Origin of the sequence: Streptomyces sp. BK239 (assembly GCF_004217285.1) — a bacterium.
Lineage (GTDB): Bacteria > Actinomycetota > Actinomycetes > Streptomycetales > Streptomycetaceae > Streptomyces.
Window position 1 is genome coordinate 908,746 of record NZ_SHKS01000001.1, and the last position, 15,086, is coordinate 923,831.

General features: G+C 69.5%; 13 protein-coding genes and 1 riboswitch. Of the genes, 11 read left to right on the top strand and 2 right to left on the bottom strand.

Annotated features, from left to right (window positions below):
- Window positions 1-87: 87 nt before the first annotated feature.
- Window positions 88-1,062 carry a carbohydrate kinase family protein gene (locus EV567_RS03945; protein WP_165430296.1) on the top strand — a complete coding sequence of 325 codons (975 nt, stop codon included), beginning with the start codon at window positions 88-90 and terminating at the stop codon, window positions 1,060-1,062.
- Between the two features lie 6 nt (window positions 1,063-1,068).
- Here the strand turns inward: EV567_RS03945 and EV567_RS03950 are convergent, their stop codons facing one another.
- Entirely contained in the window at window positions 1,069-2,451 is a 1,383-nt protein-coding gene (locus EV567_RS03950) for a cysteine desulfurase/sulfurtransferase TusA family protein (protein WP_130437150.1), read from the bottom strand.
- Between the two features lie 284 nt (window positions 2,452-2,735).
- On the opposite strand from EV567_RS03950, the gene coxB reads away from it, so the two are divergent.
- The 4 genes from coxB (at window position 2,736) to EV567_RS03970 (ending at window position 7,255) form a co-directional block, all read left to right on the top strand.
- Window positions 2,736-3,695, top strand: a complete 960-nt coding sequence (gene coxB, locus EV567_RS03955; protein WP_130437151.1) for a cytochrome c oxidase subunit II — start codon at window positions 2,736-2,738, stop codon at window positions 3,693-3,695.
- Window positions 3,692-5,428 carry a cytochrome c oxidase subunit I gene (ctaD, locus tag EV567_RS03960; RefSeq protein WP_130437152.1) on the top strand — a complete coding sequence of 579 codons (1,737 nt, stop codon included), beginning with the start codon at window positions 3,692-3,694 and terminating at the stop codon, window positions 5,426-5,428. Before coxB ends, ctaD begins: the two co-directional genes overlap by 4 nt.
- Window positions 5,425-5,823 (top strand): cytochrome c oxidase subunit 4, encoded by a 399-nt coding sequence (locus EV567_RS03965; RefSeq protein WP_130437153.1) that lies wholly within the window; start codon window positions 5,425-5,427, stop codon window positions 5,821-5,823. Before ctaD ends, EV567_RS03965 begins: the two co-directional genes overlap by 4 nt.
- 163 nt (window positions 5,824-5,986) lie before the next feature.
- Entirely contained in the window at window positions 5,987-7,255 is a 1,269-nt protein-coding gene (locus EV567_RS03970) for an Ig-like domain-containing protein (RefSeq protein WP_130437154.1), read from the top strand.
- Window positions 7,256-7,370: 115 nt separating this feature from the next.
- Here the strand turns inward: EV567_RS03970 and EV567_RS03975 are convergent, their stop codons facing one another.
- The gene (locus EV567_RS03975; protein WP_130437155.1) at window positions 7,371-7,772 is read right to left on the bottom strand and encodes a hypothetical protein; all 402 of its coding nucleotides are present in this window, start codon (window positions 7,770-7,772) and stop codon (window positions 7,371-7,373) included.
- 179 nt (window positions 7,773-7,951) lie between these two features.
- Here EV567_RS03975 and EV567_RS03980 point away from each other — a divergent pair, with 179 nt between their 5' ends.
- From EV567_RS03980 to EV567_RS04005, 6 genes are all read left to right on the top strand, one after another.
- Window positions 7,952-8,572: a heme-copper oxidase subunit III gene (locus EV567_RS03980; RefSeq protein WP_130437156.1), complete on the top strand. Its 621-nt coding sequence runs from the start codon at window positions 7,952-7,954 to the stop codon at window positions 8,570-8,572.
- Between the two features lie 64 nt (window positions 8,573-8,636).
- A complete protein-coding gene (locus EV567_RS03985) occupies window positions 8,637-9,449 on the top strand; it encodes a c-type cytochrome (protein ID WP_130437157.1) in 813 nt (270 codons plus the stop codon).
- Entirely contained in the window at window positions 9,446-10,513 is a 1,068-nt protein-coding gene (locus tag EV567_RS03990) for a ubiquinol-cytochrome c reductase iron-sulfur subunit (protein WP_130437158.1), read from the top strand. Before EV567_RS03985 ends, EV567_RS03990 begins: the two co-directional genes overlap by 4 nt.
- Window positions 10,510-12,132, top strand: coding sequence for a cytochrome bc complex cytochrome b subunit (locus EV567_RS03995; RefSeq protein ID WP_130437159.1), 1,623 nt, complete (start codon window positions 10,510-10,512; stop codon window positions 12,130-12,132). The genes EV567_RS03990 and EV567_RS03995 overlap by 4 nt, the downstream gene beginning before the upstream one ends.
- Before the next feature lie 118 nt (window positions 12,133-12,250).
- On the top strand, window positions 12,251-13,315 hold the full coding sequence (trpD, locus tag EV567_RS04000) for an anthranilate phosphoribosyltransferase (RefSeq protein ID WP_130437160.1): 1,065 nt from the start codon (window positions 12,251-12,253) through the stop codon (window positions 13,313-13,315).
- 87 nt (window positions 13,316-13,402) lie between these two features.
- Window positions 13,403-13,519, top strand: a riboswitch (SAM riboswitch).
- A gap of 180 nt (window positions 13,520-13,699) precedes the next feature.
- Window positions 13,700-15,076, top strand: a complete 1,377-nt coding sequence (locus EV567_RS04005) for an aminotransferase class V-fold PLP-dependent enzyme (protein ID WP_130437161.1) — start codon at window positions 13,700-13,702, stop codon at window positions 15,074-15,076.
- Window positions 15,077-15,086 lie beyond the last annotated feature (10 nt).

Consider the following 15,086-nt stretch of genomic DNA (forward strand, 5'->3'; position numbering starts at 1 on the left):
TCGGGTAGTTTCTGAGGCTTCGACGACGGCGGCCGACCGGGTAGCGTGAACTGTCAATCCCGCTCCCCACACAGGAGAGTCCACGCCGTGCGCATCGCAGTCACCGGCTCCATCGCAACCGACCATCTCATGACGTTCCCCGGCCGCTTCGCCGACCAGCTCGTCGCGGACCAGCTCCACACGGTCTCGCTCTCCTTCCTGGTCGACCAGCTGGACGTCCGGCGCGGCGGGGTCGGCGCGAACATCGCCTTCGGCATGGGCCAGCTCGGCACCGAGCCGGTCCTGGTCGGCGCCGCCGGCTCCGACTTCGACGACTACCGGGCCTGGCTCGACCGGCACGGCGTCGACACCGAGTCGGTCCGCATCTCCGAGACCCTGCACACCGCCCGCTTCGTGTGCACCACCGACGCCGACCACAACCAGATCGGCTCGTTCTACACCGGCGCGATGAGCGAGGCCCGCCTCATCGAGCTCAAGACGGTCGCCGACCGCGTGGGCGGTCTGGACCTGGTGCTGATCGGCGCCGACGACCCGGAGGCGATGCTCCGCCACACCGAGGAGTGCCGCGCCCGCTCGATCCCGTTCGCGGCCGACTTCTCCCAGCAGATCGCCCGTATGAACGGCGAAGAGATCCGGATACTGCTGGACGGCGCGACGTACCTGTTCTCCAACGAGTACGAGAAGGGCCTCATCGAGTCCAAGACCGGCTGGAGCGACGAGGAGATCCTCGCCAAGGTCGGCCACCGCGTCACCACCCTCGGCTCGCGCGGCGTCCGCGTCGAGCGGGCCGGCGAGACGCCGATCGAGGTCGGCTGCCCCGCCGAGGACCGCAAGGCCGACCCGACCGGCGTCGGCGACGCCTTCCGCGCCGGCTTCCTCTCCGGTCTGGCCTGGAACGTCTCCCTGGAGCGCGCCGCCCAGATCGGCTGCATGCTCGCCACCCTCGTCATCGAGACCGTCGGCACCCAGGAGTACCAGCTGCGCCGCGGCCACTTCATGGACCGCTTCGCCACGGCCTACGGCGACGAGGCGGCGGCAGAGGTCCGCAAGCACCTCGGCTAGGACACTTCAGGAGACCCGGCGGACCAGGTATGCCGTACCCCGGTCCGCCGGCTCCTCGCCCGCGTACTCCTGACCCCGCATCTCGCACCAGGCCGGGATGTCCAGCCGGGCCGCCTCGTCGTCGGACAGGACGCGCACCGTCCCGCCGACCGGCACGCCCCCGAAGGCCTTCGCCAGTTCGATGACGGGGACCGGGCAGCGCTTCCCGAGCGCGTCCACGACCAGTTCCTCCCGCCCGACGCCGACGGCGGCGGGCGCCGACGGCGCCCCCAGCTTCTCCCGCACCTCCGCCACCACCTCCGGCAGCACGGCGAGGAACCGCTCCACGTCCTCCTCCGCGGCCCCCGCGGGCAGCGACACCCGCACGTTCCCCTCGCTCAGCACCCCCATCGCCCTCAGCACATGGCTGGGCGTCAGCGTGCTGCTGGTGCACGACGACCCGGACGACACCGAGAACCCCTCCCGGTCCAGCCCGTGCAGCAGCGCCTCCCCGTCGACGTAGAGGCACGAGAACGTGACGGTCCCGGGCAGCCGGCGCTCCGGATCCCCGACCACCTCCACATCGGGCACCAGCCGCGGCACCCGGGCCCGGATCCGCTCCGTCAACTCCCGCAGCCGGGCCGCCTCGGCCGCCGCCTCCGTCCGCACCGCCCGCAGCGAGGCCGCCGCGGCGACGATCGCCGGAAGGTTCCCGAACCCGGCCGCCCGCCCCGACTCCCGCTCGTCCACCGGCCCCCGGGCCACGAACCGCACCCCCTTGCGCACCGCCAGCAGCCCCACCCCGGGCGGCCCGCCCCACTTGTGCGCGCTCGCCGTCAGCAGCGACCAGGGGCCCGGCACCGGCCCCCACCCGAGCGACTGCGCCGCGTCCACCAGCAACGGCACCCCCGCCGCCCGGCACACCTCGGCCACCTCGGCCACCGGCTGCTCGGTCCCCACCTCGTGGTTGGCCGACTGGAGGCAGGCCAGCGCCGTGTCGGAACGCAGCGCCTCCTCGTACGACCCCACGGTCACCGCCCCCGACCGCTCCACCGGAACCCGGGTCACCGAACCGCCGTCCGCCTCGAACGCCTCCGCCGAATGAAGTACCGAGGAGTGTTCGACGGCTGACACGATCAGGTGGCGTCCGACCCGCCGCCGCCCCGTCAACGCCCCCGCGACACCGTTGTGCACGGCCTGCGTCCCGGACGACGTGAACACCAGCTCGTCCGCCCGGCAGCCCACCGCCTCGGCCGCCGCCTCCCGAGCGGCGTCGAGCAGCAACCGAGCCCGCCGCCCCTCCCGATACAACCGCGAAGGATCAGCCCACCCTTCATCCAAAGCAGCCAACAGCCCCTGCCGGGCAACGGGATGGAGGGGAACAGCGGAACCAGCGTCGAAGTAGGCCACACGTCAACGCTAAGCGCCCCAAAGGGGCGCGGGGAACCGCGCGATCAACCACCACCGGCCCGCACACGCCGAACAAGCCGCGATTCCCGGGCTGTCAGGCGCCTGCCCCCACCCCTTCGGGGTCGCCCCCGGCGCGTATGCCACCCTCCCCGCGAACCCTCGGAGGGCGTCGGCTAGGGTTTGGTCCGCATAAACATCCAAACCCCTGCCCGACGCAGGGCGGCGACCGACCAGCGAGAAGGCCGCAGCCAACCGCGCGGGCGAGACTCTCGGGAAGGCGCTACGTGAGTCCCAACGGCTCCGACCGCTCGCCGCGGCGCCCGATGCGGCGGAAGCTGCTGCAGGCACTGACCGCGGGCCTGGTCCTTGCGACCGCAACCGGTTGCACATGGAAGGACTTCCCCCGCCTTGGCATGCCCACCCCGACCACGGAAGAGGCTCCGCGGATCCTCTCCCTGTGGCAGGGATCGTGGGCTGCCGCGCTCGCCGTCGGCGTGCTGGTGTGGGGCCTGATCCTGTGGAGTGCGATCTTCCACCGGCGCAGCCGCACGAAGGTCGAGGTACCTCCGCAGACCCGTTACAACATGCCCATCGAGGCCTTGTACACGGTGGTCCCGATCATCATCGTCTCGGTGCTGTTCTACTTCACGGCCCGTGACGAGTCCAAGCTCCTCAGCCTGGAGAAGAAGCCCGACATCACGGTCAACGTGGTCGGCTTCCAGTGGAGCTGGTGCTTCAACTACATCCAGAACGTCGACGGTTCCACCGGTGACGCGAAGACCGACGAGAACCTGGCCGCCATCCCGGACAGGTACAAGAAGGACTTCCCGGCCGACGCGGGCGGCGTCTACACCTGCGGCACCCCCGGTGAGCGGAACCCGCAGACCAACAACCCCGGGCCGACCCTCTGGCTCCCCGAGGGCAAGACGGTCCGCTTCGTCCTCACCTCGCGGGACGTCATCCACTCCTTCTGGGTGGTGCCGTTCCTGATGAAGCAGGACGTCATCCCGGGCCACACCAACGCCTTCCAGGTGACCCCCAACCGGGAGGGCACCTTCCTGGGCAAGTGCGCCGAGCTCTGCGGCGTCGACCACTCCCGCATGCTGTTCAACGTGAAGGTCGTCTCCCCCGAGCGGTACGAGCAGCATCTCAAGGACCTCGCCAAGAAGGGGCAGACCGGTTACGTTCCCGCGGGCATCGAGCAGACGAGCCACGAGAAGAACCGGGAGACGAACAACCTGTGAGCATCCTCAACGAACCCCAGGGTGCCGCGGCAGCAGGGTCCCACTACCAGGACGAGCTGCCGGTCCGGCGCCAGCGTCGCGGTGAAGTGGTCGTCAAGTGGCTGACGACGACCGACCACAAGACGATCGGCACGCTGTACCTGGCCACGTCGTTCGCGTTCTTCATCATCGGCGGCGCGATGGCTCTCCTCATGCGCGCCGAGCTGGCCCGTCCGGGCCTGCAGATCATGTCGAACGAGCAGTTCAACCAGGCGTTCACGATGCACGGCACGATCATGCTGCTGATGTTCGCGACGCCGCTGTTCGCCGGTTTCGCGAACTGGATCATGCCGCTGCAGATCGGCGCGCCCGACGTGGCGTTCCCGCGGCTGAACATGTTCGCCTACTGGCTGTACCTGTTCGGCTCGCTGATCGCCGTCGCCGGCTTCCTCACGCCGAACGGCGCCGCCGACTTCGGCTGGTTCGCCTACGCCCCGCTGTCGGACGCGATCCGCAGCCCCGGCATCGGCGCCGACATGTGGATCATGGGTCTGGCCTTCTCCGGCTTCGGCACGATCCTCGGCTCGGTCAACTTCATCACCACGATCATCTGCATGCGCGCCCCCGGCATGACGATGTTCCGTATGCCGATCTTCACCTGGAACGTCCTGCTGACCGGTGTCCTGGTCCTGCTGGCCTTCCCGGTGCTGGCGGCCGCGCTGTTCGCCCTGGAGGCGGACCGCAAGTTCGGCGCCCACGTCTTCGACGCGGCCAACGGCGGCGCCCTGTTGTGGCAACACCTCTTCTGGTTCTTCGGACACCCAGAGGTGTACATCATCGCCCTGCCGTTCTTCGGCATCATCTCCGAGGTCATCCCGGTCTTCTCCCGTAAGCCGATGTTCGGCTACATGGGCCTGATCGCCGCGACGATCTCCATCGCCGGCCTGTCCGTGACCGTGTGGGCGCACCACATGTACGTCACCGGCGGTGTGCTGCTGCCGTTCTTCTCCTTCATGACGTTCCTCATCGCCGTCCCGACCGGCGTGAAGTTCTTCAACTGGATCGGCACGATGTGGAAGGGCAGCCTGTCCTTCGAGACGCCGATGCTCTGGGCCACCGGCTTCCTGATCACCTTCACCTTCGGTGGTCTGACCGGTGTCATCCTGGCCTCGCCGCCGATGGACTTCCACGTCTCCGACTCGTACTTCGTGGTGGCGCACTTCCACTACGTCGTCTTCGGCACCGTCGTCTTCGCGATGTTCTCCGGCTTCCACTTCTGGTGGCCGAAGTGGACCGGCAAGATGCTCGACGAGCGCCTCGGCAAGATCACGTTCTGGACGCTGTTCGTCGGCTTCCACGGCACCTTCCTGGTCCAGCACTGGCTGGGCGCCGAGGGCATGCCCCGCCGGTACGCCGACTACCTGGCGGCCGACGGCTTCACCGCCCTGAACACGATCTCGACGATCGCCTCGTTCGTGCTCGGCCTGTCGATCCTGCCGTTCCTCTACAACGTGTGGAAGACGGCCAAGTACGGCAAGCCGGTCGGCGTGGACGACCCGTGGGGCTACGGCCGCTCCCTCGAGTGGGCGACCTCCTGCCCGCCGCCGCGGCACAACTTCCTCACCCTGCCGCGGATCCGCAGTGAATCCCCGGCGTTCGACCTGCACCACCCGGAGATCGCCGCGCTCGAGCAGCTGGAGCACGCCGACCACGGCACCGGCGCCATCGCGGGCAGCAAGGAGGCCGGCAAGTGAAGATCCAGGGCAAGATGTTCATCTGGCTGAGCGTCTTCGTCCTCGCCATGGCGGTCGTCTATGGCGTGTGGTCGAAGGAGCCGGCCGGCACCACGGCCCTCTTCCTGGCCTTCGGCCTGTGCATCATGGTCGGCTTCTACCTGGGCTTCACCGCCCGGCGGGTCGACACCGGCGCCCAGGACAACAAGGAGGCGGACGTCGCGGACGACGCCGGCGAGCTGGGCTTCTTCAGCCCGCACAGCTGGCAGCCGCTGTCCCTGGCCATCGGCGGCGCCCTCGCCTTCCTGGGGGTCGCGGTCGGCTGGTGGCTGCTGTACTTCGCGGCACCCGTGATCCTCGTCGGCCTGTTCGGCTGGGTGTTCGAGTACTACCGCGGTGAGAACCGCACGCAGTGACACCCGGCGGCGCCCGGCATGAGGCGCCGCACCGGCCGCTGAACGCGGCAGAGCCCGGACACTCCGCAAGGAGCGTCCGGGCTCCTGCGTTCGCCGCAACGAGTGTCACCCGTGCGTGTCTCCCAGCGCGCCGCCGTTGACACGGCTTCCTAGCGTGATCCACATGAGCCACGCACCCCGCCCCCGCCCCCACCCCCGTACCGTCGTCGGCTGCACCCTGCTGGTGATCGCCCTGGCCGAGGGCGCCGTCGCCTGCGGCCAGGACGACAACCCCCTCGCCGCGCGCCCCTACGACGCCACGGACCAGATCGCCTTCAACGGGCCCACCGGCGAGGCCGAGAAGGCCGACCCGGACAAGCCCCTGGAGATCACCGCGCGGGCCGCGGACGGCCGTATAACGGACGTCACCGCCCTCGACGCGACCGGCCGCTACATAGCCGGCGAGCTGTCCGCCGACGGCGCCCGCTGGCGCAGCACCGAGCCGCTCGCCGCCGACGCCCGCTACACGGTCCGCGTCAGCACGGAGGACGAGGACGGCGCCCCCGGCCGCCGCGTCCTGTCCTTCGTGACCGGCAAGCCCGCCGACAAGAAGCGCCTGACGGTGGCCTTCGGCCCGCAGGCCGGCACCTACGGCGTCGGCCAGCCCCTCACCGCGGAACTGAGCCAGCCCGTCAAGGACCCCGCGCAGCGCGCCCTCGTGGAACGGGCCCTCAAGGTCGAGTCGCAGCCCGCCGTCCAGGGCGGCTGGCACTGGGTCGACGACAAGCAGCTCCACTACCGCCCGCAGGAGTACTGGCCCGCCCACGCCACGATCCGGGTGCACAGCAACCTGGACGGCATCAAGATCGGCGACCGCCTCTGGGGCGGAGCCGGCAAGGACCTCTCGCTCACCATCGGCGACCGCGTCATCGCCCTCACCGACGCCGCGTCGCACACGCTGACGCTCACCAAGAACGGCGAGGAGGTCAAGCGGCTCCCGGTCACCACCGGCAAGCCCGGCTTCGAGACCCGCAACGGCGTCAAGGTCGTCCTGGGCAAGGAGTACTTCGTCCGGATGCGCGGCACCAGCATCGGCATCCCCGAGGGATCCTCGGACTCGTACGACCTGCCCGTCTACTACGCCACCCGCGTCACCTGGAGCGGCGAGTACGTGCACGCCGCCCCGTGGTCGGTGGGCTCCCAGGGGTACGCCAACGTCAGCCACGGCTGCACCGGCATGAGCACCGCCAACGCCGCCTGGTTCTTCGACCACGTCCGCCAGGGCGACGTCGTGCAGGTCGTCAACAGCAACGGCCGCACGATGGAGACCTTCGGCAACGGCTTCGGGGACTGGAACGTCGACTGGAAGAAGTGGACCGAGGGCAGCGCGTTGACGGCCGACGCGCACAAGACGCAGCCCGACACCACCCGCCTGCGCCCGACGGCCGTCTAGACGGCCTCGAAGCCGCCCAGGGCCGCCCAGAAGGCGCCCGGAGCAGCTCAGGGCTCCGGAGCCGTCAAGAAGCGGCCGATAGCTCCCAAAGGGCGCAGGGCCGCTCAGAGCCCCCTCAGGCGCTCTGCAGCCGCTTCTCGCGCAGCAGGGCGGCCAGCGCCGCCGCGAACTCCACCGGGTCCACCGGCAGCGTCACCGCCGCCTCCGCCCGGCTCCAGGTGGCCAGCCAGGCGTCCTGCGGCCGCCCGATGAGCAGCAGCACCGGCGGGCACCGGAACACCTCGTCCTTGATCTGCCGGCACAGCCCCATGCCCCCCATGGGCACGGCCTCCCCGTCCAGGACCACGACGTCGACCCCGCCCGCGTCCAGCTCCTTCAGCACCGCCGCGTGCGTCGCGCACTCGATGAACTCCACGACGGGGGAGTCCGGCGCGGGCCGCCGTCCGGTCGCCAGCCGCACCTGCTCCCTGGTCCGGGCGTCGTCGCTGTAGACCAGCACCGTGGCGGTCGCCTGCATGGTTCCTCCGCGTCATTGGAGTGGAACTTCCGGGTACCGATGGGGCGGATGCTACTCCCCTGAAGACCACGTCAACACCTGTCGGAACACCCCCGTGGTGGGCCATCCGGGCACTCCACACGGTACGGACACTCCGAACGGCACCCCCGGGAGTGAGGGCGAGATAAGCGACCGACATAATGTCGGTCGTGGCGACAGCAACGACAGTAGATACCGGGCACGCGCACCCGTCGGTCAACCGGCCGAACCTCACCAGCGTCGGAACCATCATCTGGCTGAGCTCCGAGCTGATGTTCTTCGCGGCCCTCTTCGCGATGTACTTCACCCTGCGATCGGTGACGGGTCCAGAGTTCTGGAAGGAACAGGCCGCAGCCCTGAACTTCCCGTTCTCGGCGACGAACACCACGATCCTGGTGCTCTCCTCGCTCACCTGCCAGCTCGGCGTGTTCGCCGCCGAGCGCGGTGACGTGAAGAAGCTCCGGGGCTGGTTCATCGTCACCTTCATCATGGGTGCGATCTTCATCGGCGGTCAGGTGTACGAGTACACCGAGCTGGTCAAGCACGAGGGCCTCTCGCTCTCGTCCGACCCCTACGGCTCGGTCTTCTACCTGACCACCGGCTTCCACGGCCTGCACGTGACGGGCGGTCTCATCGCCTTCCTGCTGGTCCTCGGACGCACCTATGCGGCCAGGAGGTTCACCCACGAGCAGGCGACCGCCGCGATCGTCGTGTCCTACTACTGGCACTTCGTCGACGTCGTCTGGATCGGCCTCTTCGCCACGATCTACATGATCAAGTAGCCGGGGCCCGCACCCGCACATTCCAGAAGCATCGACGCAGAAGATCCTGACACCGGGGTAATCCGTGAAAAAGCTCTCCGCACGACGACGCCATCCGCTGGCGGCGCTCGTCGTCCTACTCCTCGCGCTGGCATGCACCGGGGGGCTGTACGCCGCGTTCGCACCCGCGAGCAAGGCGCAGGCAGATGAAACCGCCCAGTCCCTCGCCATCGACGAGGGCAAGAAGCTCTACGCCGTAGGCTGCGCCAGCTGCCACGGCACCGGCGGTCAGGGCACCTCCGACGGTCCGAGCCTCGTGGGCGTGGGCGCCGCCGCCGTCGACTTCCAGGTCGGCACCGGCCGTATGCCCGCGGCGACCTCCCAGGGCGCCCAGGTGCCGAAGAAGAAGGTCGTCTACACGCAGGCCCAGATCGACCAGCTGGCCGCTTACATCGCCTCGCTCGGTGCCGGCCCGTCCGTCCCGACCGAGGCCGAGTACGGTCCGGAGGGCGCGGACATCGCCAAGGGCGGTGAACTGTTCCGCACCAACTGCGCGCAGTGCCACAACTTCACCGGCAAGGGCGGCGCCCTGACCCGGGGCAAGTACGCCCCCTCGCTCGAGGGCGTGGACCCGAAGCACATCTACGAGGCCATGCAGACCGGCCCGCAGAACATGCCCTCCTTCCCCGACACCACCATGTCGGAGCAGAACAAGAAGGACATCATCGCGTACCTGAACGCGGTCAACGGAGATGAGACGGAGAGCCCCGGCGGTCTCGAACTGGGCGGCCTCGGGCCGGTCAGCGAGGGTCTGTTCGGCTGGATCTTCGGTCTCGGCGGACTGATCGCCGTCGCCGTGTGGGTCGCCGCCCGGACCGCAAAGGCCAAGAAGTCATGAGTAGCCAAGACATTCCAGAAGAGAACCTGCCCGCTGAGCAGGACGCCCGCCACGGCGCGCACGGCGCGGTGAGCGTCGCGGACGAGCAGCACCCGTTCGCGGACCCGGGGCTGCCGCCCCACGAGCACCGTGTCCAGGACATCGACGAGCGGGCCGCCAAGCGGTCCGAGCGTACGGTCGCCCTCCTGTTCACGCTGTCGATGCTGGCCACCGTCGGCTTCATCGCCTCGTACGTGACGATCCCGCACGACAAGTCGATCTTCGTGTTCCCGATCGGTCACATCAGCGCGATGAACTTCGCGCTGGGCCTGACCCTCGGCACGGCCCTGTTCAGCATCGGCGCCGGCGCGGTCCACTGGGCCCGCACGCTGATGTCGGACGAGGAGGTCGCCGACGAGCGTCACGCGATCGAGGCGAGCCCCGAGGTCAAGGCCAAGGTCATGGCCGACTTCAAGCAGGGCGCCAAGGAGTCCGCGCTCGGCCGGCGCAAGCTGATCCGCAACACGATGTTCGGCGCGCTGGCCCTGTTCCCGCTCTCCGGCGTCGTGCTGCTGCGCGACCTCGGCCCGCTGCCCGGGGACAAGCTGCGCCACACGCTGTGGGGCAAGGGCAAGCTGCTCGTCAACATGAACACCAACGAGCCGCTGCGTCCCTCGGACGTCGCGGTCGGCTCCCTCACCTTCGCCAAGCCGGAGGGTCTCGAGGAGACCGACCACGACTTCCAGAACGAGATCGCCAAGGCCGCCCTGATGATCGTCCGCATCCAGCCGGAGAACATCAAGGACAAGCGCGAGCTCGAGTGGTCGCACGACGGCATCGTGGCGTACTCGAAGATCTGCACCCACGTGGGCTGCCCGATCTCCCTGTACGAGCAGCAGACGCACCACGTGCTGTGCCCCTGCCACCAGTCCACCTTCGACCTGTCCGACGGTGCCCGAGTGATCTTCGGCCCGGCCGGTCACGCCCTGCCGCAGCTGCGTATCGGTGTGAACGACGAGGGCTACCTCGAGGCGCTCGGCGACTTCGAAGAGCCCGTCGGTCCTGCATTCTGGGAGCGCGGATGAGCAACAAGGACGACCGCCGCAAGGCGCCCGCAGGTGAGCGGGTCGCCGACTGGGCCGACGGTCGGCTGGGGATCTACTCCCTGGCCAAGGCCAACATGCGCAAGATCTTCCCGGACCACTGGTCCTTCATGCTGGGCGAGATCTGCCTCTACAGCTTCATCATCATCATCCTCACGGGTGTGTATCTGACGCTGTTCTTCCACCCGTCGATGAACGAGGTGGAGTACCACGGCTCCTATGTCCCCCTCCAGGGACAGCTGATGTCCGAGGCGTTCAACTCGACCATGCACATCTCCTTCGATGTGCGCGGTGGTCTGCTGATCCGGCAGATCCACCACTGGGCCGCGGTGATCTTCCTCGCCGGCATGTTCGTGCACATGATGCGCGTCTTCTTCACCGGCGCGTTCCGCAAGCCGCGTGAGATCAACTGGCTGTTCGGCTTCCTGCTGTTCGTCCTGGGCATGTTCACCGGTTTCACCGGCTACTCGCTCCCGGACGACCTGCTCTCCGGCACCGGTGTCCGCTTCACGCAGGGCGCGATCCTGTCCATGCCGATCGTCGGCACGTACATCTCGATGTTCCTGTTCGGCGGGGAGTTCCCGGGCGGCGACTTCGTCGCGCGGTTCTACTCGATCCACATCCTGCTGCTGCCGGGCATCATGCTCGGGCTCGTGGTCGGCCACCTGATCCTGGTCTTCTACCACAAGCACACGCAGTTCGCGGGTCCCGGCCGCACCAACAAGAACGTCGTCGGCATGCCGCTGCTGCCGGTCTACATGGCCAAGGCCGGAGGCTTCTTCTTCCTGGTCTTCGGCGCCATCGCGGCCATCGCCGGCATCGCGTCCATCAACCCGATCTGGGTGCTCGGCCCCTACCGTCCGGACCAGGTGTCCACCGGCGCCCAGCCCGACTGGTACATGGGCTTCGCCGAGGGCCTGATCCGCGCCATGCCGGGCTGGGAGATCAACTTCTGGGGTCACACGCTGGTCCTGGGCGTGTTCATCCCGCTGGTGCTCTTCGGTCTATTCCTCGGTGTGATCGCCCTGTATCCGTTCATCGAGTCCTGGGTCACCGGCGACAAGCGCGAGCACCACATCCTGGACCGTCCGCGCAACGCCCCGACCCGCACGGCCTTCGGCGTCGCCTGGGTCACCGGCTACATGATCATGCTGATCGGCGGTGGCAACGACATCGTCGCCACCCACTTCCACCTGTCGATCAACGCGGTCACCTGGTTCGTCCGGATCGGCTTCTTCGCCGGACCGGTGCTGGCCTTCGTGGTCACCAAGCGGATCTGCCTCGGCCTCCAGCGCCGCGACAAGGACAAGGTGCTGCACGGCCGCGAGACCGGCACCATCAAGCGCCTGCCGCACGGTGAGTTCATCGAGGTGCACGAGCCGCTCAGCCAGGAAGCCCTGTACACGCTCACCGCGCACGAGCAGTACCAGCCCGCCGAGATCGGCCCCACGGTCGACGAGAACGGCGTCGAGCGCAAGGTGAAGCGTTCCGAGAAGGTCCGCGCCAAGCTGAGCAAGGCGTACTACGGCGAGGAGAACCAGATCGCCAAGCCGACCGTCGAGGAGTACCGGGAGATCACGAGCGGCCACGGCCACCACTGATCACTGCGTCGCCACACCACACTGAAAGGCCCCGTCCGGTGTTCGGACGGGGCCCTTCGGTTCCCCGCGGCTGGATAGGGTGGGACCGCACTCTTCTACGACACCCAGGAGCGGCCCTATGAGCGCTGTGACCCCCGCTGGAGGCGACACCGCGGCGGGCCGCTCCTGGCCCGCTCTGCTGAACGGCCTGCTGGAGGGCCGCGACCTCTCCGCGGACGACACGGCCTGGGCGATGGACCTGATCATGCGAGGCGAGGCCACCGACGCGCAGATCGCCGGGTTCGCGGTGGCGCTGCGCGCCAAGGGCGAGACCGTCCAGGAGATCACCGGCCTGGTCCGGACGATGTACGCGCACGCCAACGTCATCGACGTGCCCGGGCGGACCGTCGACATCGTCGGCACCGGAGGCGACGGCGCGAAGACCGTGAACATCTCCACGATGTCCTCGATCGTCGTCGCCGGCACCGGGGCGAAGGTCGTCAAGCACGGCAACCGGGCCGCGTCCTCCGCGTCCGGCGCCTCCGACGTCCTGGAGAAGCTCGGCGTCAACCTCGAACTGACCCCGCGGCGGGTGGCCGAGGTCGCCGAGGAGGCCGGGATCACCTTCTGCTTCGCGATCAAGTTCCACCCGGCGCTGCGTCATGTGGCCGCCGCGCGCGGCCAGTTGGGCATCCGCACCACGTTCAACGCCCTCGGCCCGCTGACCAACCCGGCCAGGGTGAAGGCGCAGGCGGTGGGCGTCGCCGACCCGCGGATGGCCCCGCTCATCGCGGGCGTCTTCGCCGAACGCGGCAACTCCTCCCTGGTGTTCCGCGGCGACGACGGCTTCGACGAGCTGACCACGACGTCCACCTCCCGCGTCTGGGTCGTCCGCGACGGCAAGGTCACCGAGGAGACCTTCGACCCGCGGGACGTCGGCATCGAACTGGTCGGGGTGGAGGCGCTGCGCGGCGCCGACCCCTCGTACAACGCGGAGGTCGCGCGCCGGCTGCTGGACGGCGAGAGGGGCCCGGTCCGCGACGCCGTCCTGCTGAACTCCGCGGCGGCCTTGGTGGCGCTGGACCCCTCGGACGCGCCGCTCACCGAGCAGCTCCGCGCCGGCATGGACAAGGCGGCGCAGTCCGTCGACTCCGGTGCGGCCAAGCGTGCGCTGGAGCGCTGGGTGGCCGCCAGCAACGCGTAGCGCCCCGGCACCGGCCGGACGTGACGCGGTCCCGCGATCCGGACACGGGTTGCGGGACCGCGAACCCATCGCGTACGTTCCTTCGCAGGTCATGAGTGACAGTCATGAGGCCCCGGCCGACTGTCCGGCAACCCTCCGTCCGTGGCGGGGTGCCCCGGGTGAAGACCAGGCCGTGGGCAGCGAGGTCCGCGGCAAGCGCGGATCCCTCACGCTCTTGAGATGAGCACAGCCCAGGGATCCTGGTCATCGAGGGAGCCTTCTGTGAGCAAGCGAATGCGATAGGGCCGCAGAGCCCCGCCTCCGCACACCCCTTTCACCCTTTCCCGCGCTCGAGCCGTATCCGCTCGCGTGGTGAATCCGCCTGTCTCTCACGGGAGTTCCGCCATGTCCGTCTCCACCGCTGCCGTCGCCCCGTCGCTTTGTGCCCCGCTGCCCGTTCTGGGCGGGGACGTCACCGTCCCGCTCGTCACGGGCGGCGAAGTCGCCTACGCGGCGCTCGACTACGCGGCCAGCGCCCCCGCCCTCCAGCGCGTCTGGGACGACGTGGCGGCCTACGCGCCGTACTACGGCAGCGTCCACCGCGGCGCCGGCTACCTCTCCCAGCTCTCCACCGACCTGTTCGAGAACGCCCGCCGGACGGTCGCCGAGTTTCTCGACTGCCGCGCCGACGACCAGCTGGTCTTCACCCGCTCCACCACCGACTCCCTGAACCTGCTCGCCGCGGCCCTGCCCGCCGGCTGCCAGGTCTTCGTCTTCGAGACCGAGCACCACGCCTCGCTGCTGCCCTGGCGGGACGCCCGCGTCACCTACCTCGACGCCCCGCGCACCCCGGGCCAGGCCGTCGAGACCCTGGAGCGCGCCCTCGCCGCCCGTGCTGTGTCGATCGAGGGGGGCCACGGCCCGGCCCTGGTCTGCGTCACCGGCGCCTCCAACGTCACCGGTGAGCTGTGGCCCGTACGGGAGCTGGCCGCCGCCGCCCACGCGCACGGAGCCCGGATCGTCCTGGACGCCGCCCAGCTTGCTCCGCACCACCCGGTGTCCGTCCGGGACCTGGACGTCGACTGGGTCGCCTTCTCCGGCCACAAGCTGTACGCCCCGTTCGGCTCCGGCGTCCTGGCCGGCCGCGCCGACTGGCTCCGGGCCGCCGACCCCTACCTCGCCGGCGGCGGAGCGAGCCGCAAGGTCACCCGGCGTGAGGACGGGGGAGTGGACGTGGAGTGGCACGACAGCGCCGCCCGCCACGAGGCCGGCTCCCCGAACGTCATCGGCGCCTACTCCATCGCGTCGGCCTGCAAGGCCCTCACCGAGGCCGGCTTCGACACGCTGGTCGCCCGCGAGCGGCACCTGATCGCCAAGGTCCGCGAGGGCCTCGCGGACGTCCCCGAAGTCCGGATCCTCTCCCTCTTCGGCGACGACGCCCCGCGGGTCGGCGTGATCTCCTTCGTCGTCGAGGGCTGGAACAGCTCCCACTTCGCCGCCGCCCTCTCCGCCGAGTACGGCATCGGCGTCCGCGACGGCCTCTTCTGCGCCCACCCCCTGGTCCGCACCCTGCTGGGCACGGCCCCCGAGACCCAGGGCGAGTGCGGGGCCCCCGAGGCGGCGCCGGGCGAGAAGTCCCTCAACGCCATCAGGGTGAGCTTCGGCGCGGGCACCCCGGACGAGCACGTGGACCGCTTCGTCCACGCGGTGCGGGAACTGGTGACGCAGGGCGCGAAGTGGCGGTACAGGACGGAAGACGGCCGCTGCGTACCGGCGGTATGACGCAGCCCAC

Coding starts and splice junctions, on each gene's coding strand:
- EV567_RS03970 (WP_130437154.1), top strand. CDS start 5,987: ATGAGCCACGCACCCCGCCCCCGCCCCCACCCCCGTACCGTCGTCGGC.
- EV567_RS03975 (WP_130437155.1), bottom strand. CDS start 7,772: ATGCAGGCGACCGCCACGGTGCTGGTCTACAGCGACGACGCCCGGACC.
- EV567_RS03980 (WP_130437156.1), top strand. CDS start 7,952: ATGTCGGTCGTGGCGACAGCAACGACAGTAGATACCGGGCACGCGCAC.
- EV567_RS03990 (WP_130437158.1), top strand. CDS start 9,446: ATGAGTAGCCAAGACATTCCAGAAGAGAACCTGCCCGCTGAGCAGGAC.
- EV567_RS03995 (WP_130437159.1), top strand. CDS start 10,510: ATGAGCAACAAGGACGACCGCCGCAAGGCGCCCGCAGGTGAGCGGGTC.
- trpD (WP_130437160.1), top strand. CDS start 12,251: ATGAGCGCTGTGACCCCCGCTGGAGGCGACACCGCGGCGGGCCGCTCC.
- EV567_RS04005 (WP_130437161.1), top strand. CDS start 13,700: ATGTCCGTCTCCACCGCTGCCGTCGCCCCGTCGCTTTGTGCCCCGCTG.